The following is a 20,774-nucleotide window of genomic DNA, read 5'->3' on the forward strand; positions in this document are numbered from 1 at the left end:
AATGGAACTCCAGACTCTTTCCGGCGCCCGGAAGGCCTATGACCGCACACTGCGCTTTCTGCTCTACTTCTCCGCCTTCCTCACCTGTGCGCTGCTGCTGTTCATCATCGGCTATATCTTTATCAAAGGTCTCCCCCATGTGACCTGGGAGCTGCTCTCCACCAAACCCAGCTACATCCGGGATACCATCGGAATTCTGCCCAACATCCTCAACACCGTCTTTATTGTGGCCGTCACCCTCATCATCACCCTGCCCCTAGGCGTGGGTGCGGCGGTCTACCTCACGGAATACGCCCAGAACCGCCGGCTGGTCTCGGCCATCGAGTTTGCCACTGAGACCCTCACAGGCATCCCCTCCATCATCTTCGGTCTGGTGGGCATGCTCTTCTTCTGTAATTTCCTCTCTCTGGGCAAGTCCCTGCTGGCCGGCTCCCTGACCCTGGTCATCGTGACTCTGCCCACCATCATCCGCACCACCCAGGAGTCCCTCAAGACCGTGCCCCAGAGCTACCGGGAGGGCGCGCTGGGCCTGGGCTCGGGCAAGTGGCACATGATCCGCACCCTCGTGCTCCCCTCCTCGGTGGACGGCATCGTCACCGGATGCATCCTGGCGGTGGGCCGCATCGTGGGTGAGTCGGCCGCCCTGCTCTTCACGGCCGGCATGGGCATGACCCTGAACAACTTCTTCACCGCCGACGGTTTTCTCCACAGCTCCGGGGCCAGCCTAACCGTGGCCCTGTACGTCTACGCCAAGGAGCGGGCCGAGTTTGACGTGGCCTTTGGCATCGCCGCCATCCTGATGCTCCTGACCCTGCTGATCAATCTGTCCGCCAAGCTGGTGGGCCGCAAGCTCCGCCACAAATAAGGAGGTCCCCCATGAACGAAACTACCATTCTCTCCGCGGAAAAGCTGAATCTCTACTACGGCGCCGCCCACGCCCTGAAGGATGTGGACATCGCCATTCCCGAGCGGCAGGTCACCGCCCTCATCGGTCCCTCCGGCTGCGGCAAGTCCACCTTCCTCAAGACCCTGGACCGGATGAACGACCTGGTCCCCGGCGTGCGCATCGAGGGAACCGTCTCCTACCGGGGACAGGACATCTACGCCCCGTCCGTGGATGTGACCTGGCTGCGCAAGCAGATCGGCATGGTCTTCCAGAAGCCCAACCCCTTCCCCATGTCCATCTATGACAACATCGCCTACGGTCCCCGTACCCACGGCATCAAGAACAAGAGCCAGCTGGACGACATCGTGGAGCAGTCCCTCCGGGGCGCCGCCATCTGGGACGAGGTGAAGGACCGCCTCAAGAAGTCCGCCCTGGGCCTCTCCGGCGGCCAGCAGCAGCGTATCTGCATCGCTCGCGCCCTGGCGGTGGAGCCCGACGTCCTCCTCATGGACGAGGCCACCTCCGCCCTGGACCCCATCTCCACCTCCAAGATCGAGGACCTGATCTCCGACCTGAAGGACAAGTATACCATCGTCATCGTGACCCACAACATGCAGCAGGCCACCCGCGTCTCGGACAAATGCGCCTTCTTCCTGCTGGGCGAGCTGATCGAGTTCGGCAACACCACCGACCTCTTCTCCATGCCCAAGGACAAGCGCACCGAGGACTACATCACCGGCCGTTTCGGTTAATCCCGCCTATTCCGCTCCCCGCTTTGGGGAGCGTAAGCGTGTCGAAGCGCTTCGACACGCTTCTCAAAAATGCAAGCATTTTTTCGAGGGGATTGCAGGCCGCTGCGTCGCACGCCCCAGAGGGCGCACGCTTGCGGCCTGAGCAGAGTGTTTTCCGACGTACACGCCGCCGGAAAACACGCCTCTGACTTTCTTCCGCCGTCTGCGCACGGCGGAACTCTGCGAGGCTTTACCTCCAAAAGCACAGAAAGCTCCTTTTTCAACTGCGTTCCGCTCCCCGCTTTGGGGAGCGTTTTCCCATGCGGACGCGCCGCGTCCCCATTCTTACTCACAAGGAGGAACCCCACCATGCGTAAAACCTTTGACGCCGAGCTCCAGGAGCTGGGCGCGGAAATGATCGACATGGCCGCCGCCGCCGAGGACGCCATCGACCTGGTCACCACCTCCCTGGCCGCCCCCGACGACCGGCAAGCCAAAGAGGCCATCCATATGACCCAGAGCATGGACCGGATGGAGCGGGACATCGAAAACCGCTGCCTGCGCCTGCTGCTCCAGCAGCAGCCCGTGGCCCGGGACCTGCGCACCATCTCGGCCGCCCTGAAGATGGTCACCGATCTCCAGCGCATCGGCGACCAGTGTGCCAATATCGCCGAGATCTCCCTGTTGCTGGATAAGCGCCAGCCCGTCCCCAGCCACATCCGGGAAATGAGCAGCAAGGCCAGCGGCATGGTCAAGCGTGCCATCTTTGCCTACGTCAACCGGGAGGAGACCGCCGCCCGGGAGGTCATCGGCCTGGACGACGCGGTGGATGAGCTCTTCCAGTCGGTGAAGGGCGATCTGGTGGCCCTCATCCGGGAGGACCGGGAGAACGCCGACCCGGCCATCGACCTCATCATCATCGCCAAATACCTGGAGCGCATCGCCGACCACGCCGTGAACATCGCCCAGTGGGCCATCTACTGCGTCACCGGTACCCTGGTCGAGACCAATTAAACCCGAGGGAGGCTGCCACCCCATGTCCACCAATACCATCGTCGTCGTGGAGGACGACAGCAGCATCCGGGAGATGCTGCGCTACTATTTCCAATCCACCGGCAACGAGGTGCGCACCTATGAGAGCGGCGAGGAGTTCTTTGCCGCCGAGCAGGGCCGCCCCGCTCCCTCCATCTACCTGCTGGACATCATGCTGCCCGGCATGGACGGCCTGGAGATCCTGCGCCGCCTGCGCGCCAGTCTGACCACCGCCGATGTGCCCGTCATCATGCTCACCGCCCGCACCGCCGAGATGGACCGGGTAGCCGGACTGGAGAGCGGCGCGGACGACTATGTGGTCAAGCCCTTCGGCCTGATGGAGCTTCAGGCCCGCATCAAGGCGGTGCTCCGCCGCACCCAGCGGGAATCCCCCGTCCTGCGCTGCGGCGACCTGGAGATCAACACCACCGCCCGCACCGTGCTCCGCGCCGGTGTGCCCGTGGAGCTGACCTATAAGGAATTTGAGCTGCTGCGCCTGCTGGCTGTCCACCGGGGCGCGGTGCTCAGCCGGGACGAGATCCTGCGCACCGTCTGGGATTACGACTTCACCGGCGAGACCCGCACCGTGGATATGCACGTCAAGGCCCTGCGCCAGAAGCTGGGGGACGATGTGATCGCCACCGTCCGCGGCGTGGGCTACAAGCTGAACTAGAGGAGGGCGGAAGATGAAAAAAAAGCTGATTTTTTCCACACTTTTGATTGTACTGGCCGCTCTTCTGGTCTCCAACGCGGCGGGGTGCTGGTTCCTCTATGAGCAGGAGCGGCGGGACTCCACCCAGTCCCTGCGGGAGCTGCTCATCCTCATGGACAGCCAGAGCCAGATCACCAATGCCGACAGCGCCGCCGAGCAGTTCCACCAGGCCGCGCCCGACAAGCGTCTGACCATCATCACCCCCGACGGCACCGTCCTGGTGGACACCAAGGCGGACGCCGATCAGCTGGAGGATCACGCCAACCGCCCCGAGGTCATCACGGCCCTCTCCACCGGCTGGGGCGCTGACGTGCGCTCCTCCGACACGGTGGGCGTGCCCATGCTCTATGTGGCCAAGAAGTTCACCGACGGCATGATCGGCCGGGCCTCCATGCCGCTCTCCTCCATCGAGAGTCTGGTCTGGCAGAGCGTCACCGGCTTTCTCATCGCCTCGGTGGTGGCCCTCCTGCTCTCCCTCCTGCTGGCCCGCCGGATGGCCCAGAAGGTGCTGGAGCCCCTCAACGCCGTGGGCGGCGCCCTGACCGGCGTGCTCTCGGGCGCGTCCACCACCACGCTGGACGCCTTCCGGGGGGACGATGAGCTGCGCCCCATCCTGCGCTACATCGACAAGCTGGTGGAGCGGCTGAGCGGCTCCATCCACAACCTCACCGTGGAGCGGGACAAGGTCAATCTCATCCTGGACTGCATGGACGAGGGCTTCCTCCTCCTGGACGAGGACGGCGGGCTCCTGGCCAGCAACCGGGCCGCCCGGAACCTCTTCGGCGTTCCGGAGGACTCCAGCGACGCGGCCGGGCTCCTGGTACTCACCCGCAGCCGCCGCCTGCGGGAGGCCACCGAGCAGTGCCACCGGCAGAAGAGCCCCGTCATGCTGGACGTGGACGACCTGCCCCTGCCCGGGCGCAGCCTGCGCTTCTTCCTCTCCCCGGTCTCCGGGCGGCAGTATGAGGGGGAGAATGTGGGGACCTCCATCCTCATCTCCGACGTGACCGAGCTCAAGGCCGCCGAGCGCATCCGGGCCGACTTCACCGCCAATGTCTCCCACGAGCTCAAGACCCCTCTCACCTCCATCAAGGGCTTCACCGACATGCTCTCCAGCGGGATGGTGACCTCGGCGGAGGATCAGAAGCGCTTCTCCTCCCTCATCGGGGTGGAGGTGGACCGCCTCATCGCCCTCATCAACGACATCCTCAAGCTCTCCGAGCTGGAGTCCCTCACCATGGAGCAGGGGGAGGAATCCGCCCCCGTCCTGGCCACCGCCCAGGAGGTGCGGGAGCTGCTGGACCTCAAGGCCAAAGAGTCCGACATCACCTTTACCGTGGAGGGCGAGGAGTGTTCCGCCGCCATCTCCGCCCCCCGGCTCAAGGAGGTCATCCTCAACCTGGCGGAAAACGGCCTCAAGTATAACCGCCCCGGCGGACGCCTCACCATCACCGTCACGCCCGGAAGCAACCAGGTGACCCTGCAGGTGGCCGACACCGGACTGGGCATCCCCGCCGAGGATCAGGCCCGGGTCTTTGAGCGGTTCTACCGGGTGGACAAGGGCCGCTGCCGCAAGGACGGCGGCACCGGCCTGGGTCTGGCCATCGTCAAGCACATCGTGGCCCTCTACCACGGCTCCATCGAGCTCAAGAGCCAGGTGGACGTGGGCTCCACCTTCTCCATCACCCTGCCGAAAGCGGTGTGAGCCCCTCTCTCCCGACGGCATAACAAATGCCCGGAGGAAGTCTAAAAAGACTTCCTCCGGGCATTCTTTTTTGTGGTATGGCTATTTCAGGGCCACCCGGAATCCGATGGTGGTGCCCTTCTGGTAGGCCGTGATGCTCCCCCGGTGCTTTTTGGCGATGGACCGGGCGATGGACAGGCCCACGCCAAAGCTGCCGGAAAAGGTCCGGGCCTTGTCCGCCCGGTAAAACCGGTCAAAGAGGCGGTCCAGCTCCAGCGTTCCCACCTCCGCATAGGTGTTCTCCACCGTGAGGACCGGGTGCCGCCGCTGGGAGAGGGTCACCTGGATCCGCCCTCCCGGGTCGCAGTATTTCAGGGCGTTATCCAGCAGGATGGCGGTCAAGCGCCGGATGAGCGCCTCGTCCCCGCAATAGGTCACGCGGGGCTCTAAGGCCGCCGTGAGGGTCTTGTTCCGCTCGGCCGCCAGGCTCTGGAACTCCGAGACGGTATCGGTCACCGCGCCGCTCAGATCAAAGGCGGTGTACTCCAGCGGGGTGTCGCTCTCATCCATCCGGGACAGGGTGACCATCTGGTTGATGAGCAGGCCCATCCGCTCTCCCTCGCTGCGGATGTCGTCCAGCCACTCGTTCTTTCCCACCTCCGATTCCACGATGTCCAGATTGGACAAGATCAGGGTCAGGGGCGTTTTCAGCTCGTGGTTGGCGTCGGTGATGAACTGCTTTTGCTTTTCATAGCTGTCCGCGATGGGGCGCACCGCCCGCTTGGAGATGATGATGGTCAGCCCCAGAATGAGGACGGCGCTCCCCAGCAGGACCAGAAAGGCCGTGAAGAGCAGACGGTTGGTCACGTTCTGATTCATGGCCCCGTTGACGAACACCATGGTGGAGCCCGTGTCGGTCCGGACCACCTTGTAGCGGTAATCCGCGATCCAGCCCCGCTCGGCGCGCTCCTTCACGGCGCGCTTGACATAGTTTTCCACCTCCGACTCCGAGATGGAGGAAATGGAGTCGATGTTGACCCGGTCGATCTCCTGCCGGTCATCCAGCCAGACCGTAAAAAAGCGGGTGCTGAACTGGGTCTCGGCCGTAATGACGTCGGAGTAGGGAAACTGGGAGGGCGGGCGCTTTTCCAGGGGATCAAACTTGGGAAAGACGCCGTCATTGGAGGAAATGGCGTCGGTGAGGGTGTCCATGGTGCGGTTCATCTGCACCCGGCTGAAAATCAGAATCAGCAGGAAGATTCCAAAGAACACCACAAAGATGGAGGCGGCGCTGATGAGAATGAACCGCCGGCGCAGATTCCGGATCATGCCTTGACCTCCAGCACATAGACCGCGTTGCGCACAAAGCGGATCTCCAGCGGGGCCTGGAGGGCGGCGATCTTCTTGCGCAGGTTGGAGATATGTACCCAGACCACGCTGGTGTCCACATTGGTGTCCCACCCCCACAGGTGGGTGATGAACCGCTCGGTGGGCAGGATGGTGTTGGGGGCCTGCATCATCATCTCCAGCAGCTGGAACTCCTTGCCGCTGAGGGACTGCACCCGCTCCTGATACCTCAGCTGATAGGTGGAGCGGTTGAGGGTCACCGGACCCAGGGAGAGCAGGTCGGGCAGATAGGTGTCCTTTCTGCGCAGCATGGCCCGCACCCGGGCCAGCAGCTCCGCGGTGGAAAAGGGCTTGGGCAGATAGTCGTCCGCGCCGGCGTCCAGCCCCTCCACCCGCTGGGATACCTCGGTGCGCGCCGTCAAAAAGAGGGCTGGGGTGGTGACCCCCTCCTTCCGCAGGGTCTGAAGCACCTTCAGACCGTCCAGGCCCGGCATCATGATATCCAGGATCAGCCCGTCATACTCCTGGGACTGCCCGTGGGCCAGCGCGTCCTCTCCGTTGGAGACTCCGTCCACGCAGAACTTGTTGCTCTCGAATATATGCACCAGCGACTTGAGCAGCTTGGGGTCATCCTCTGCTACCAGCAGTCTCATAGGTCCACCTCCCCGTTTTTTCACTCCAGTATAGCACACCTGCCTTAAAATAGCCTAAAGGAGTTTACTCCACAGCGTGTCGAGAAACCTCGACACGCTTCTCAAAAATGCAAGCATTTTTTCGAGAGGGTACAGGCCGCCGCGCGCATGGCCCAAAGGGCCACACACTTGCGGCCTGAGAAATTTACTCCAGTTCAAAGGCGCCTGTGTAGAGGTGATAATATACGCCCTTCTTCTCCAGGAGGCTCTCATGGGTGCCGCGCTCGATGATCCTGCCGTGATCCAGCACCATGATGACGTCGGAATTCATGATGGTGGAAAGACGGTGGGCAATCACGAACACGGTCCTTCCCTCCATCAGGCGGTCCATGCCGCTCTGTACCAGGGCCTCCGTTCGGGTGTCGATGGAGGATGTGGCCTCGTCCAAAATCATGACCGGGGGATCGGTCACAGCCGCCCGGGCGATGGAGATCAGCTGGCGCTGTCCCTGGGACAGGCCGCCGCCATCCCCCTGGAGCACGGTCTGATAGCCGTCCGGGAGCATCATAATGAAATTGTGCGCGTTTGCCAGCTTGGCCGCCTGGATGCACACCTCATCGGAGGCGTCCGGGTTGCCGTATCGCAGATTTTCCATCACCGTTCCGGTAAACAGGTTCACATCCTGTAGCACGATCCCCAGCGAGCGGCGGAGGTCCGCCTTTTTGATCTGGCCGATCTCGATTCCGTCGTAGCAGATCTGGCCCCGGTCGATCTCATAGAATCGGTTGATGAGGTTGGTAATGGTGGTCTTTCCCGCTCCGGTCGCCCCGACGAACGCGATCTTCTGCCCGGGCTGCGCGTATAGGCTGATGTCCTGCAAAACCGGCTTATCGGGCACATAGCCGAAGTCCACATGATCCAGAACGATCCTGCCCTCCAGCTTGGTCAGGGAGGAGCCATCGCGGCCGGGCTGCTTCCAGGCCCAGGTGCCGGTGTGCTCCCGTGTCTCTTCCAGAACCCCGTTCCGTTCCGTGGCATTGACCAGGGTCACACGGCCCAGGTCCTCTTCCGGCTGCTCATCCATCAGGGCAAAGATCCGCGCCGCACCGGCCAGGGCCATGACGACGGAGTTGAACTGGTTGGATATCTGGGAGATGGGGCTGGTAAAGCTGCGGGACAGGGTGAGGAAGGAAGCGATCATGCCCAGCGTCACCGTTTTGACTCCGAATATACTCAGGTTGGTTACGCCGCCAATGGCCATCCAGGCTCCCACCACCGCAACGATCACATATTGCAGGTAGCCCAGGGCGTTCATCATGGGCATCATGGTATTGGCGTATCCGTTGGCGCTGGCAGAGCTGTGCTCCCAGGCCGTATTCTTCTCCCGGAAGATCTCCTTGGCCTGGCGCTCGTGGCAGAATACTTTGACCACCTTCTGCCCGTGGACCATCTCCTCGATGTAGCCGTTCAGATCGCCCAGCGACATCTGCTGCTGGATGAAGTAGTATCCGCTCTTCCCCACGATCCCCTTGATCAGAAACAGGCTCACCGCCACCGCCGCCACCACAATGGCGGTCAGATACACGCTCAGGTAGAGCATGCAGCAAAACACCGCCGCAATGGTGCACACCGAGGAGACCAACTGGGCCAGGGACTGGGCGATCATCTGCCGGAGGGTATCCGTATCATTGGTATAGCGACTCATGATATCCCCGTGGGTATGGGTGTCAAAATAGGATACAGGCAGGTCCTGCATCTTGGCGAACATCTCGTCCCGGATCTGCTTCAGGGTTCCCTGGGCGATGGTCACCATGGTCCGGTTGTAGATCCAGGTGGCCAGGACGCCCACCAGATAGACCACCGCCATCACCCCCAGCGCCTTGAGCAGGGGCCCAAAGACCGGGGAGGTCTGTCCCAGCAGCGGCACGATGTAGCCGTCGATCAGGGTCTGGATGAACACCGAGGAGGCCGCACTGGCCACCGCCGAGAGTATGATACAGACCGTAACCACCGCCATCTGCTTCTGATAGCGCTTCAAATAGGAGAGGATTCGTTTTGCGGTTTTCCAATCCATTCCTTGCTTAAGCATGGCACCCACTTCCTTTCTGCTGGGATTCAAATACTTCCCGATAGATGGCGCTCTCCTTCAGCAGCTCTTCGTGCTTTCCGATGGCGGAGATCTTTCCGTCATCCAGGACGATGATCTGGTCGGCGTGCTGCACGGAGGAGATCCGCTGGGCAATGATGATCTTGGTGGTCTGGGGAGATATTCCGCAAAGGCCTTTTGGATCAACGCGTCTGTCTTGGTGTCCACCGCGCTGGTGGAGTCGTCCAGGATCAGGATCTTGGGATTCTTCAGCAGGGCTCTGGCAATGCACAGGCGCTGCTTCTGTCCGCCGGATACGTTGGTACCGCCCTGCTCGATATGGGTGTCATATCCCTTGGGCATGGCGGAGATGAACTCGTCCGCACAGGCCAGGCGGCAGGCCTCCTGCATCTCCTCCTCGGTGGCGTTCTCATTGCCCCACCGCAGGTTCTCCCGGATGGTCCCGGAGAAGAGCTCATTCTTTTGCAGCACCATGGCCACCGCGTTGCGCAGGGTGTCCAGGTCATAGCGCCGCACATCCACGCCGCCGACCAGCACCGCCCCGGCGCTCACATCATACAGCCGGGGGATCAGCTGTACAAAGGAGCTCTTGGAGGAGCCGGTGCCTCCGATGATCCCCACGGTCTGGCCCGCTTGGATGGTCACGTTTGCCTGGTCAATGACCTTCTTCCCCGCCTTGGAGGCATAGACAAAGTCCACATTCTGATAGCAGATGCTTCCGTCCCGCACCTGGCGGACCGGATCCTTCGGATTCTGGATGTCCGACGTCTCCTGCAGCAGCTCCGAGATACGCTCCGCAGAGGACTGGGCAATGGTCATCATGGCGAACACCATGGAGAGCATCATCAGGCTCATCAGGATCTGGATGGCGTAGCTGAACAGGGCCGTCAGGTCTCCGGTGGTCAGCGTTGTTCCCGCTTGCCACAATGGCCTTCGCGCCCAGCCAGGAGATCAGCAGCATGCTCAGATACAGGCAAAACTGGAGCAGCGGCGTATTGAGCGAGATGAGGCGCTCCGCCTTTGCAAAATCTTGATAGATCCGCTCGGAAACCCGGTCAAACTTCTCGATCTCCTTGCTCTGCTGGTGGAAGGATTTGACCACCCGCACGCCCCGCAGATTCTCCTGCACCACATTGTTGAGCCGGTCGTAATTTTCAAACACCTTCTGAAAGATCGGGTGTACGGTGCGGACGATCAGGATCAGGCCAATGCCCAGCACCGGGATCAGCGCCAGGAACACCAGGGAGATCCCCCGGTTGATCCGGAAAGACACCACCATGGCAAACAGGATCATGAACGGGCCGCGCATGGCCAGCTTAATGAGCATCTGATAGGCGTTTTGTACATTGGTCACGTCTGTGGTCAGTCTTGTGACAATGGACGAGGTGGAGAACTTGTCGATGTTGGAAAAGGAAAAGGTCTGGACATTGTCGTACATGTCCTGCCGGAGGTTGGCCGCAAAGCCGGCCGCCGATCTTGCGGCCGCCAGGGCGGAGCCCATTCCGGTCATGAGCTGAAGCAGGGCAAACACCACCAGCGCCAGACCATACTTCAGCACCAGGTTCATCTCCCCCTGTTCCACGCCCCGGTCGATGAGTTCGGCCATACACAGGGGGATCACAATTTCAAACACCACTTCAAACAGGGTCAGGCCAATGGTGAGCAGGGATGTCTTTTTGTACTCACGCAGGCTTTTCCAACGGGTTTTGATCATATGCTTCTCCTTTCATTTTGTAGCTAGCTACACTTTCGGGTAAAAAAACGCCGCCTGGCGGCGTTTCAGGTGAGGTTATGGTAGATCTGCTCCAGCAGCCGGTGCAGCTCGCTTCTGCTCCGGGCATCCATGCCCTTGACCAGCTTTTCTTCCAGCGAGGCGATATCATGGCGTATCTCCACAAAAGCCGCCTCGGCCCGGGGGGTCAGCGCGGCGATCTTGTTGCGCTTATCCCGCTCATCCACATAGCAGTGCAGATACCCGTTTTTCTCCATGCGGGTGATCAGTCCCACCACGGTAGGATGCGATACGTCCAGAGATTCCTCTATGAATTTCTGTGTGGCGGAACCGCCCGCGGCAAACACACATTCCAGCACCCGCACCTGTGAAAGGGTCAAATTGCGGGCTTTCAGGGAGGAATCTGCATCCACTTTGATCTTCTCTGTGATCTGTTTCAGCAGATACCCAATTTCTTTCTGTTCCAACTGCAATCGCTCACCTCCAAACATGTAGCGCGCTACATATTATAGACAGCAAATGGTCCTCTGTCAAGCCTCTCTTATCCAACATGATCGGAACGGTTGAGAAGAATTTCAAAATATCAGGACAAATTCGTTGCATTTTCGAGGGAAACCGGTCTAATATAAAAACAGACGCAGAGAAAAAACATCCGCCTGAGAGGTCACTTCACGGTATCGAAAGGAAGGTTATGATGAAACGGTTTCTATCGGCACTTTTCGCCCTGGTTCTGAGCGTTTCCCTGATGACTCCCACCTTTGCGGCGGAGCACAAAGCGGGAGATACCTATACCCGTGTTCTGGCCTCCAATGGTGTGGTGACGGTGGGAGTACGCACCACCTACGGCGAGTATAAACACGTGAATGGCGCCATAATCCGAGACGATTCCGATGAATTTGTCTACACATACAATGGCGTGGATTGGTCCGTGGCGGGCCCGGCATCGAGCGATCTCTGGTATGGCTGGTACGACGGCACACAGTTTCTGGTGAGCTACACGTTCAACAGCCCCCAGCCAAAGTATCGCTCCACAGACGGAATCCAGTGGGTTAAGATCCCCTATGAAGCGGGAAAAAACTACCCCGCAATTCCCATCGGACGGGCCGAGCTGTCCGGGTATCAGTTCCTTGCGGATGGCAGCGGGAATGTCTGGGTCGAGAATACCCTTGGCCAGCGGGCCCGGCTGTCCGAGTTTGACGCCCTGGTGCAGAGGGGTTACCTGCCCACACATGTGGTAGCCTACCCGGTCCCCCAGGGCATACAGGTGGTGGCCTATGCAAAATACGACTATACCGCCGATGACTCCCATACCTATTCTGTCCAGGCGCTGGATGATCTGCTTGCAAACGAGCCCCTCCCCCCAAGCGAGCCAGAGCCCCCGGCGGTCTGGAGCGCCGTGCCTGTCCCATTCATCCCCCGTGATCCGATGACGGGCTGCACCATTGCCATCCTGCGGGCTATGACCGAATACATGGGGTACCAGACCACCTATGATCCCGGCGCCACCAGCCCGGCAGCACCCCTGCCATAAGAAAAGAGCGGCACGGAAGATTCCGTGCCGCTTTCATCAAAGGGGCTCTCTCCGATCAGTGATGCCCAAAATATAGTCAATACTGGTCTTGTAGAAACCAGCCAGCTTGATGAGGACCTGTGTGGGAATATCATTTTCTCCGGTTTCATACTTTGAATATCCGGTCTGAGACATCCCCAGAAATTTGGCCACCTGTGTCTGGTTCAGGTCAGCGTCTTCCCTTAAATCGCGCAGTCTGTTCATGGCACTCACCTCGAACAGAGTATGGCATAACCTAAAATAGAGTATTTACTTTTAATCTGTTTCAGGTTAAAATATCCCCGAGGTGAATACTATGCCTGACTACAAAGAAATGTATCTGACCTTGTTTCGCGCCACCGAGCAGGCGATCAACACCCTGATCGCCGCCCAGCAGCAGTGTGAGGAGCTATATATGAACGCACCCCAGGGCGATTTGATTGTCCTTTCCCAAAGTCAGGACACAGAGGAAACCTAAAGCAGCGGCATGGAATCTTCCGTGCCGCTGCTTCTGCTTTCTGAAAAGAGCCAGGAGAGACATCGCTCCATGCTGACCCGTCCGAAAAAATAAGTCGGAGCAAACGATAAAACGCTTGCTCCGACGCTGGCGCAGCGGGAGGGATTCGAACCCTCGTGCGGTTGCCCGCAAACTGATTTCGAGTCAGCCCCGTTATGACCACTTCGATACCGCTGCATATTCGATTTCCCTGCCCGTACAGGCAGATTCCTCCGGACCGCTCTGTCCGGAATCTTTAATAGGATACCCTATTTTTATTTACTTGTCAATATTGCAGAGGAAAGTAAAATAGTCTATAATCAGTCTAATAACGGTTCTGAGGTGTATGATGGAAGTTCATATTCTGGTCTCTGCCTCCTCTTCCGGCGCGGAGAACTACGAGGCCGCAGTCCTTGCCGCCGGAGGAATCCCGCACGCCGCCTACTGCCCCGCCGACCGTACCGAGTATGACGGTCTCCTGCTGTGCGGCGGCGGAGATATCGACCCCTGCCGTTTTGGGCAGGAAAACTGGGCCAGCAGTGAGATCGATCCCCAGCGGGACGCATCGGAGCTGGCGCTGGCCGCCTCCTATCTGGCCGCCGGAAAGCCGGTGCTGGGAATCTGCCGCGGACTCCAGATCCTGAATGTGGCTCTGGGGGGCACCCTCTTGCAGGACATCGGCTCCACCCAGGTGTGCTTCCACACCCATGCCCCGGGGAGCTCTGAGGATAAGGTCCACGCCGTCCACGCGGAGGAGGGCTCCCTTCTGGAGCGGTGGTATGGCCCGGTCTTTTCCGTCAACAGCGCCCATCACCAGGCGCTGGACCGCATCGGGGAGGGACTCACCGTCACCGCCCGCTCGGAGTCCGGTCTGGTGGAGGCGGTGGAGCACACGGCCCTGCCCGTTCTCGCCCTGCAATATCACCCCGAGCGCATGACCGGCGCCCACCGGCGGATGGATACCGTGGACGGCGCGCCGGTGTTTCAGTGGCTGATCGAACAATGCCGCAATCGTTTGGAAGGACGTTGAGAGAGGATCATCATGAAGGAATTAAGACAGCGCATTCTGGAAGAAGCCCAGGTGGGCGAGGGAGACATTATCCACGTGGATATGTTTCTCAATCACTGCATGGATGTGGAGCTCATTGAACGGGCCGGGACCGAACTGGCCCGCCGCTTCAAGGGCGACAAGATCACCAAGGTCCTGACGGTGGAGAGCTCCGGCATTGCCCTGGCCTGCTTTGTGGGCCGGGCGCTGCGGGTCCCGGTCATCTACGCCAAGAAATTTCAGACCGGCTACATCGATCCCAATGTCTACACTGCGGAGACCCACTCCTTTTCGCTGGAGAAATCCTACACCATCCGGGTGTCCAAGAAATACCTGGAGGAGGACGACGTGGTCCTGGTGGTGGACGACATCCTCTCCAACGGGCAGTCCACCCTGGCCCTGCTGGAGCTGGTCTCCAAGGCCGGGGGCGAGGTGGCCGGCGTAGCCGTGGCCATCGAAAAGGCCATGCGCGAGGGCGGAAAGGTCCTGCGCCGCATGGGCGTCCGGGTGGAAGCTCTGGAGACCGTGGAGGGCGTGGAGGACGGCCGGATCATCCTGGCCTGATCTCCTTCCCCGGTTCATACCGATCCGCTACGATCCCTCTTCCCGCTTCTGCGGGAGAGAGGGATCTTTTTTTGTCCCGTCCTCCCCTTCCCGGCGGTTTTTAGCCCCCCACAGGCTGCCCAGCCAGAACAGCAGCGGAGGCAATCCACCGGCCAGAAAGGCCATGAGGTAAAACTCCCATCCCCCCTCTCCCCACCAGATGCCGCCCATGAGTCCGAGGAGCACGAACAGAAAGGAGGGGAAGGCCAGCGGTACGGCCACCATGAGCGCATAGTAGGAGACCGTCACCCATTCCAGATCGGCTCCCACCAGGACCAGGGCCTCCCAGGCCCAGGCCACCAGCATGGGGGCCACCAGTGACCAGAGGGCAGCCCAGATGGAGCGGGGCGGCTCCCACCGCTGTCTCCGGGCCACCCAGGCCCCCGCCAGCGCGTAGGTGAGCATCAGGCAGATGTCAAATGCGATCGCGATCCACCAGGCCGCCTCCGTCGTCTCCAGAAGCTCCACCCATCCCACGAAGAGAAGCAAGCCCAGCGGAGCACTCACCACCGAAATGAGAAAATGGTTTAAGGCAAAGGCGCAAAAACGCCGGGTCTGTGTGGTCCTCAGCTTCCCCTGATTCATATTCCGTCCCTCCTGTCCGGCTGTCTCATTCCTCGGGCACGTACTCCAGAATATCCCCCGGCTGGCAGTCCAGGGCCTTACAGATGGCCTCCAGGGTCGTGAAGCGCACCGCCTTGGCGTGGTTGTTTTTCAGGATGGAGAGATTGGCCAGCGTCAGATCCACCCGGGCGGCCAGCTCGCTCAGGCTCATTTTGCGCCGGGCCATCATCACATCCAGATTGACTACGATGGGCACGCAATCCCCTCCTCATATGGTCAGATCGTTCTCTTCCTTCAGCTCGGCCGCCTGCCGGACCAGGGCCGACAGGATCAGGCAGAGCAGCCCCGCCATGAAAAATACGGGGATGAAGAGGGTGTTGTAGGTGAACAGCGGCCCGATGCTCCCATAGTGGAAGAGCCCCCACACCGTCCGCAGAAGGGCCGCGCCCGAGATGAGGAAGCAGCACACCGCCGCCCGCCCCATGTTGGCCGCGTTGCCCCGGGTAAAGGTCTCCCCCCGCAGGACAGTGTCCAGCACCCGCCGCCCCTGCCACAGGATGACGGCGGTACACACGCCGCAGAAGAAGAGAAAGAGGGCCAGGACCTGGGCATACCGCTCTCCAAACTGCCAGATCTCCCACCAGGAGGCCAGAAAATAGCCGGTCAGCCGCAGAACGATCTCCGCCGCTCCCTCCCCCTGCATGGAGAAATAGGAGATTCCCCCGGTCAGCTCCCCCAGTCCCCGCAGCCGGGCCAGCCCGGCCAGCAGGGGAAGGACCAGCAGATTACATACAAAGGTGATGCTCACCAATCGTTTCAGGATCCGGGCCAGCTTTTCCACGTCCATCTTCCATACCTCCTCGTCTCTCTCCGGGCGCCTGCTTCCGCACCCCGCTCTCCCCTCTCTTTTTTCTGATTATAGCGCCGCACTTATTGAAAGTCAATTTATTTTTATTGTTTTTCAATAAACAAGTGTATGCAGGAAATCCCCGGGAGTACTCCCGGGGATTTCAGCTACCACTACTATTTACTCTGGCACTCTTTGCCGCAAACGCCTCGCAGAGTTCCGCCGTTCGCAGACGGCGGAAGAGGGTCAAAGTGTGTTTTCCGGCGGCGTGTACGTCGGAAAACACACCTCTCAGGCTGCAAGTGTGCGAACCGGGAACCCAAACAAAGCCCAGCGAAGTGGGTTTGTTTGGGAGAGGAGGGGCAAGGGAGCGGAGTGAACCCTGGCCATTAGGCCGGGGCGAACGGTGCGGACTTTGACCCGACGAAGTGCGTGCAGCGGCCTGCATTTCCCTCGAAAAAATGCTTGCATTTTTGAGAAGCGTGTCGAAATTTTTCGACACGCAAGTCCCCGGGAGTACTCCCGGGGACTTGGCGGTATCAGGGACGGACCTGGATCTGCTCCAGCAGCGCACCGATGGGGGCCTGGATCACCAGGTCGGCCTGCCGGTCGTAGGGGGTGGCGCTCTTGTTGATGAGGACCAGGCGGCTCCCCCGGTAGTACTGGATCAGTCCCGCCGCGGGATAGACCGCCAGAGAGGTCCCGCCGATGATGAGAAGGTCCGCCTTCCGGATGGCCTCCACCGCGCCTTCGATGGTGCGCTGGTCCAGGCTCTCCTCATAGAGCACCACATCGGGCTTGATGATGCCGCCGCACACCTTGCAGCGGGGGACGCCCGTGCCCTGGACCATCTCCTCCAGCCCGTAGAACTGGTGGCACTTCATGCAGTAGTTGCGGTGGACCGATCCGTGGAGCTCATAGACCTTCCGGCTCCCCGCCGCCTGGTGCAGGCCGTCGATGTTCTGGGTCACCACCGCGTCCAGCTTCCCGGCCTGCTCCAGCTCGGCCAGCTTCCGGTGGGCCGGGTTGGGCTGGGCCTGGGGCCAGAGCATCTTCTCCCGGTAAAAGCGGAAAAACTCCTCCGGGTCCTGCTCAAAAAAGCTGTGGCTGATGATGGTCTCGGGCGGATAGCGGTAGCTCTGGTTGTAGAGCCCGTCCACACTGCGAAAGTCCGGGATGCCCGACTCGGTAGTAATAGGGTTATTAGTCCCTAAATCATAAATGCCCCCAGGACTGCGGAAATCCGGCACGCCAGACTCAGTGCTGCACCCGGCCCCAGTGAATACGACGATATGGCTGCTCTCGTCAATCCACTTTTGTAGTGTCTCAATCCTTCTCTTATCTATCATAAAAGCACCTCCAATTGTCACAATCGTACAGCACTAGCCCGAAACATTCAATCTGCGTTTTAAACGAAAAAAGAGGGCGACCCACACGGGCCGCCCTCTTATCATTTGCTATTCCGCTTTGTCCTCTGGCACAACCTTGTCCCCCGCTGCATCAACCGCAGTTCTGGCAGCGGCCAGCCCCTTCACCAGGATCTCCGGCACGTCTACCCCCAGGGCCACCATGTTCTCCACAATGCTGGTCAGCTCATTCAGAATGTAGACGGCAAGGGTAAACCAGCCAATCAGCTGGAGAAAACCAAGGTCGATCCCCAGCACCATACCCAGGTCCATGAGGACGAAGGACACGCCGAAGGAAAGAGCGACGATTACCCAGTAGGAAAACTTCTTTGCGACGCCCTTTGCTCCCTTGGCACTGGACAGAGTGTCCGTGGCCCGGGCCTTCATCAGACCATAGATATAATCCACGATGTTGAGCGCCAGAAACAACGCGAACACCGGCCAATGCACCCCGAAAACGTAGGTGAGACCGGAGACGATGGCCGCACCAATGAGGTTTGCCTTGTCCGCAAAAGCGGAGAAGGCGGCAGAAATCTTGTCCATATCAGTTGCCCTCCTTTCGGATGTATTCAGCCATGGCGTGGATGAGACACACCACGTTGCCGTCAGAGTAGCCGCTCCCGGCCTTCCAATAGTCCGGGGAGCCCACGATACCAGCCCCGGCCAACACGTCCACATCGGCCACCAGGGCGGGGGGTGTGGTGCTTTTCCCCTTGCAGAGATCCAGGAACTTGTCCCACGCGCCGGTGGTGTGGCGGATGGTCTGCGGGCAGTCCTTGCCGCTCCAGTCGTGGTGCTGCTTGATGTTGGCCGCCGGGATCTGGTGCTCCTTCATCAGCAGGCGAACCAGGGATGCCGCATTGGCCTGGGCCTTTGCAAAGTCTCCGTCAGCGTTGACGCAGACCTCGATGCCGATGCTCTGGGCGTTGCCGGGGCCGTTTGCGCCGTCTCCGGCGTGATACGCTTTTTCGCCGTCCGGGATGTGCTGCACGATGGAGTCATCGTCCACGGAGTAGTGCCAGCTCACCCGGGACGCCTCGGCGGAGTCGCCCCGCACATAGGAACCATGGGCCTCAGCGTCCGCCCCATTGGCCTTGTTCCCCGTCTCGTGGATGGTGATGTAGGTGCAGGGATTCGCGCCGCCGGGACGGTTCTTCCGGCCAGCGGCCACCAGCATCTCCTTGATGGGCACGCCGGTGTCTGTCTTTCGGCCCGTTGCCGTGCTGCTGCCGCCGGAGCTGGTGGACAGGCTCAGGTTGGACAGCTTGACCCACCCCTTGTCGGTGCGGCCCCAGCCGTCACGCTCCTCCAGGACGGTGATAACGGTGCCCTTGCTATATCCGCCTACCTTGTCGTAGCCAGTTCCGGGACCCTTCCGGATGTTGACGCCGACGCTCGGCGTCACGGTGTACTGTTTTCTCATGGTGTTCTCTCCTTCCGGCGGTACCACGCCGCCCTTTTTGGTGTATACACAGATCCAGTTATGGACCTTGCGGCTGGCCTTGATGGCCTGTCCGTCAAAGTCACACTGGCTGGAGCCGCCGCCATCCAGCATCACGGCGCTCTCCCAGCCCAGGGCGGCCAGCTCATCCCGCAGACCCTCGGGCGTCCGGGCGTCGCTGGAGCCGTCCGAGGAGCAATAGAGACAGAGCTCCCCAGCCTTGAGACCGATGGCCGAACGCCCCCGGGTGCCGCCCTGGCCCTTCTCGTGGTAGCCGGGTTTATCAACGGGCCCCCACGGGGCAATCAGGCATGTACAGCTGATAAAGTTCCGGCTCTTCATGGACGGAGTGAGCTGGATGTCCGGCCCTTGGTCCCAGCCGTAGCCGTAGGAATCATAGTCCGCGTCGGCCAGCATCTTCCCGTCTACCTTCAAGAGTGGGCAGGGGCCCCCGTCAGCGTTCCACATGCCCCCGTTGAGGATGTAATCCGCGCCGCTCTCCGCCTTGACCTTGGAGAGCGTCTTTTGACAGCGCGTGACCCGGATCTCGATCCGCTCCACGTCCGCCAGGGGGATGGATGCGATTTTCTTCATGTAAATCCTTCTTTCTCAACAAAAAAGGAGCTTGCCCGTTTGAGCTTGCTCCTGGCCGGTGTGTATGATGTTACTGCTCCAGCGCCGCACGGACTTCCTCCCGCCAGCGCTCCGGGACCTGGCCGATGGTTCGCAGGCCCTTGCGGATGAGGTCAACATAAAGCTGTACCATTACTTACTCACCTCCCCCGCCGCCATACGCTCGGCCAGCTCCGCAACGGCGAGCTGGGTTTCCGTTGTGCTGGCCTCCATGGTCTCCGCAAGCTCCGCCATGGCAAGCTGGATCTGCGTGATCGGGTCCGTAGGCCCTGGGTCGGGTTCAATGGGTGGTTGCGGTTGAGGATTGACTTCATCCGGTACAGACGCAGACTCCCAGCTCTGTGTCTCTTCATCCCACCTGCACGGGATCGGAAACGTCTCTGCCTCCTCATGCGTGCTCAGAATACGTTCATTTTCAGCAGGAGAGTAATTATCATCACATTGCTCAATGCAATAATAAATGCCATTGAATGAAACGGCCCTGTATTTCATCAGGATTTCCTCCCATATAGTCTGACGGTAATATTAGCGGCTGCAGTTAAAGTAGCGCTGGAGTTGCTGCTGAAACTGGGAATCAGGTGAATGGAAATTCTATTATCTTTTGGACTGTAAGTAGCAACGTTATCATCCATTATGTGATAATTGTAAATATCATTTCTGTCCTCAGTTGAACCACTGTACTCATATACTTGAACGGAAGATTGAATTTGAACTGTTTTTGTCCATTGTACAGACGTTCCGGATGCCACGACACTGGAATTCATTACATAACGACTCGCTCCACTTGTATCACGGTCGGTAGCCATTAATGTAAACATATGAGTATTCCCTGACTTTGGAAGTTCGCTTGAATAATTCACCTCAAGGACTATCTTTATTTCGTCCGGGACCTCCGAAACCCCACCCGAGAATGGAATGGTTACATTGACGACCTTATAGTTACCAGTTGATCGTGTAACCGAAACTGCATTGCTACCAAGTAGCGTCCATGCTTTTTCAGCTCCTATCTGCTGAATGGTCACACCATGTGGGTTGCCTCTATTCTCCATATGAGAATTCAGAGCCTGTTGCACTGCGGCGCCCGTCCCTGCCGGGTCAGCTCCCACCTGCTGGGCCGTCACCCCATGGGGGTTGTTCCGGTTCCCTGTGTGGGCGTCAAGATTGGCCTGCACCGCGGCTGCGCTTCCGGCTGGGTCGTAGTTCATAGCGGGGAGCTGTCCCTCCGGGACCTTTCCTCCCTCATCCAAACCGGCCACGCCGTTGGGCTTGCCCACCTGCGAGGCCATGACAACTTTTAATTTTTCGCCTGCTGCCATAGGCGTTT

At 60.0% G+C, this 20,774-nt stretch carries 23 protein-coding genes, 1 tRNA gene and 1 pseudogene; 9 read left to right on the forward strand and 16 right to left on the reverse strand.

Features of this window, described 5'->3' with window-relative positions; translation table 11 throughout:
* The first annotated feature begins 1 nt into the window (after position 1).
* From pstA to GPK94_RS10930, 5 genes are all read left to right on the forward strand, one after another.
* Complete coding sequence (gene pstA / locus GPK94_RS10910) at positions 2–865, forward strand: phosphate ABC transporter permease PstA (protein WP_101693686.1); 864 nt, start codon at positions 2–4, stop codon at positions 863–865.
* Positions 866–876: 11 nt separating this feature from the next.
* A complete protein-coding gene (gene pstB, locus GPK94_RS10915) occupies positions 877–1,638 on the forward strand; it encodes a phosphate ABC transporter ATP-binding protein PstB (protein WP_101693687.1) in 762 nt (253 codons plus the stop codon).
* Between the two features lie 348 nt (positions 1,639–1,986).
* Positions 1,987–2,631 (forward strand): phosphate signaling complex protein PhoU, encoded by a 645-nt coding sequence (gene phoU, locus GPK94_RS10920; RefSeq protein WP_101693688.1) that lies wholly within the window; start codon positions 1,987–1,989, stop codon positions 2,629–2,631.
* A 22-nt stretch (positions 2,632–2,653) separates the two neighbouring features.
* Positions 2,654–3,322 carry a response regulator transcription factor gene (locus tag GPK94_RS10925; protein WP_101693689.1) on the forward strand — a complete coding sequence of 223 codons (669 nt, stop codon included), beginning with the start codon at positions 2,654–2,656 and terminating at the stop codon, positions 3,320–3,322.
* Between the two features lie 13 nt (positions 3,323–3,335).
* Positions 3,336–5,066, forward strand: a complete 1,731-nt coding sequence (locus GPK94_RS10930) for an ATP-binding protein (protein WP_215655784.1) — start codon at positions 3,336–3,338, stop codon at positions 5,064–5,066.
* A gap of 81 nt (positions 5,067–5,147) precedes the next feature.
* Here the strand turns inward: GPK94_RS10930 and GPK94_RS10935 are convergent, their stop codons facing one another.
* The 5 genes and pseudogenes from GPK94_RS10935 to GPK94_RS10955 all read right to left on the reverse strand — a co-directional run bounded on the left by GPK94_RS10935 (position 5,148) and on the right by GPK94_RS10955 (position 11,336).
* Positions 5,148–6,374: a HAMP domain-containing sensor histidine kinase gene (locus GPK94_RS10935; RefSeq protein WP_215655785.1), complete on the reverse strand. Its 1,227-nt coding sequence runs from the start codon at positions 6,372–6,374 to the stop codon at positions 5,148–5,150.
* Positions 6,371–7,045 (reverse strand): response regulator transcription factor, encoded by a 675-nt coding sequence (locus tag GPK94_RS10940; RefSeq protein ID WP_215655786.1) that lies wholly within the window; start codon positions 7,043–7,045, stop codon positions 6,371–6,373. Before GPK94_RS10940 ends, GPK94_RS10935 begins: the two co-directional genes overlap by 4 nt.
* A gap of 184 nt (positions 7,046–7,229) precedes the next feature.
* On the reverse strand, positions 7,230–9,113 hold the full coding sequence (locus GPK94_RS10945; RefSeq protein ID WP_215655787.1) for an ABC transporter ATP-binding protein: 1,884 nt from the start codon (positions 9,111–9,113) through the stop codon (positions 7,230–7,232).
* Positions 9,106–10,845 (reverse strand): annotated as a pseudogene (locus GPK94_RS10950) (ABC transporter ATP-binding protein). The gene GPK94_RS10945 and the pseudogene GPK94_RS10950 overlap by 8 nt, the downstream one beginning before the upstream one ends.
* Before the next feature lie 65 nt (positions 10,846–10,910).
* Positions 10,911–11,336 carry a MarR family transcriptional regulator gene (locus GPK94_RS10955; RefSeq protein WP_180956892.1) on the reverse strand — a complete coding sequence of 142 codons (426 nt, stop codon included), beginning with the start codon at positions 11,334–11,336 and terminating at the stop codon, positions 10,911–10,913.
* Between the two features lie 221 nt (positions 11,337–11,557).
* Here GPK94_RS10955 and GPK94_RS10960 point away from each other — a divergent pair, with 221 nt between their 5' ends.
* A complete protein-coding gene (locus GPK94_RS10960; RefSeq protein WP_215655788.1) occupies positions 11,558–12,394 on the forward strand; it encodes a copper amine oxidase in 837 nt (278 codons plus the stop codon).
* A gap of 36 nt (positions 12,395–12,430) precedes the next feature.
* On the opposite strand, the gene GPK94_RS10965 is transcribed toward GPK94_RS10960, so the two are convergent.
* Positions 12,431–12,637: a helix-turn-helix transcriptional regulator gene (locus tag GPK94_RS10965; RefSeq protein ID WP_193536273.1), complete on the reverse strand. Its 207-nt coding sequence runs from the start codon at positions 12,635–12,637 to the stop codon at positions 12,431–12,433.
* Positions 12,638–12,728: 91 nt separating this feature from the next.
* Here GPK94_RS10965 and GPK94_RS10970 point away from each other — a divergent pair, with 91 nt between their 5' ends.
* Positions 12,729–12,890 (forward strand): hypothetical protein, encoded by a 162-nt coding sequence (locus tag GPK94_RS10970; protein WP_180956893.1) that lies wholly within the window; start codon positions 12,729–12,731, stop codon positions 12,888–12,890.
* Positions 12,891–13,017: 127 nt separating this feature from the next.
* On the opposite strand, the gene GPK94_RS10975 is transcribed toward GPK94_RS10970, so the two are convergent.
* Positions 13,018–13,106, reverse strand: a tRNA-Ser gene (locus GPK94_RS10975).
* 151 nt (positions 13,107–13,257) lie between these two features.
* On the opposite strand from GPK94_RS10975, the gene GPK94_RS10980 reads away from it, so the two are divergent.
* Together GPK94_RS10980 and GPK94_RS10985 are read left to right on the forward strand one after the other, a co-directional pair.
* Entirely contained in the window at positions 13,258–13,938 is a 681-nt protein-coding gene (locus GPK94_RS10980) for a gamma-glutamyl-gamma-aminobutyrate hydrolase family protein (RefSeq protein ID WP_186962895.1), read from the forward strand.
* Between the two features lie 12 nt (positions 13,939–13,950).
* Complete coding sequence (locus GPK94_RS10985; protein ID WP_101693711.1) at positions 13,951–14,520, forward strand: xanthine phosphoribosyltransferase; 570 nt, start codon at positions 13,951–13,953, stop codon at positions 14,518–14,520.
* A gap of 27 nt (positions 14,521–14,547) precedes the next feature.
* Here GPK94_RS10985 and GPK94_RS10990 read toward each other — a convergent pair whose 3' ends face one another.
* The 9 genes from GPK94_RS10990 to GPK94_RS11025 all read right to left on the reverse strand — a co-directional run bounded on the left by GPK94_RS10990 (position 14,548) and on the right by GPK94_RS11025 (position 20,766).
* Positions 14,548–15,144, reverse strand: coding sequence for a hypothetical protein (locus tag GPK94_RS10990; RefSeq protein WP_215655789.1), 597 nt, complete (start codon positions 15,142–15,144; stop codon positions 14,548–14,550).
* A 25-nt stretch (positions 15,145–15,169) separates the two neighbouring features.
* Positions 15,170–15,379, reverse strand: coding sequence for a helix-turn-helix transcriptional regulator (locus GPK94_RS10995; protein ID WP_101693713.1), 210 nt, complete (start codon positions 15,377–15,379; stop codon positions 15,170–15,172).
* Positions 15,380–15,391: 12 nt separating this feature from the next.
* On the reverse strand, positions 15,392–15,970 hold the full coding sequence (locus GPK94_RS11000; RefSeq protein ID WP_186962897.1) for a DUF2975 domain-containing protein: 579 nt from the start codon (positions 15,968–15,970) through the stop codon (positions 15,392–15,394).
* A 539-nt stretch (positions 15,971–16,509) separates the two neighbouring features.
* Entirely contained in the window at positions 16,510–17,319 is an 810-nt protein-coding gene (locus tag GPK94_RS11005) for an NAD-dependent protein deacylase (RefSeq protein WP_215655790.1), read from the reverse strand.
* A gap of 108 nt (positions 17,320–17,427) precedes the next feature.
* Entirely contained in the window at positions 17,428–17,919 is a 492-nt protein-coding gene (locus GPK94_RS11010) for a phage holin family protein (RefSeq protein WP_215655791.1), read from the reverse strand.
* Position 17,920: 1 nt separating this feature from the next.
* Positions 17,921–19,411, reverse strand: coding sequence for an N-acetylmuramoyl-L-alanine amidase (locus tag GPK94_RS11015; protein WP_215655792.1), 1,491 nt, complete (start codon positions 19,409–19,411; stop codon positions 17,921–17,923).
* A gap of 70 nt (positions 19,412–19,481) precedes the next feature.
* Positions 19,482–19,583, reverse strand: coding sequence for a CD1375 family protein (locus GPK94_RS16110; protein ID WP_252192599.1), 102 nt, complete (start codon positions 19,581–19,583; stop codon positions 19,482–19,484).
* A complete protein-coding gene (locus tag GPK94_RS11020) occupies positions 19,583–19,942 on the reverse strand; it encodes a hypothetical protein (protein WP_215655793.1) in 360 nt (119 codons plus the stop codon). The genes GPK94_RS16110 and GPK94_RS11020 overlap by 1 nt, the downstream gene beginning before the upstream one ends.
* A complete protein-coding gene (locus GPK94_RS11025; protein ID WP_215655794.1) occupies positions 19,942–20,766 on the reverse strand; it encodes a hypothetical protein in 825 nt (274 codons plus the stop codon). The genes GPK94_RS11020 and GPK94_RS11025 overlap by 1 nt, the downstream gene beginning before the upstream one ends.
* Between the last annotated feature and the right edge of the window lie 8 nt (positions 20,767–20,774).

The organism is Pseudoflavonifractor sp. MCC625 (genome assembly GCF_018784545.1).
Classification (GTDB): Bacteria; Bacillota; Clostridia; order Oscillospirales; family Oscillospiraceae; genus Pseudoflavonifractor_A; species Pseudoflavonifractor_A gallinarum.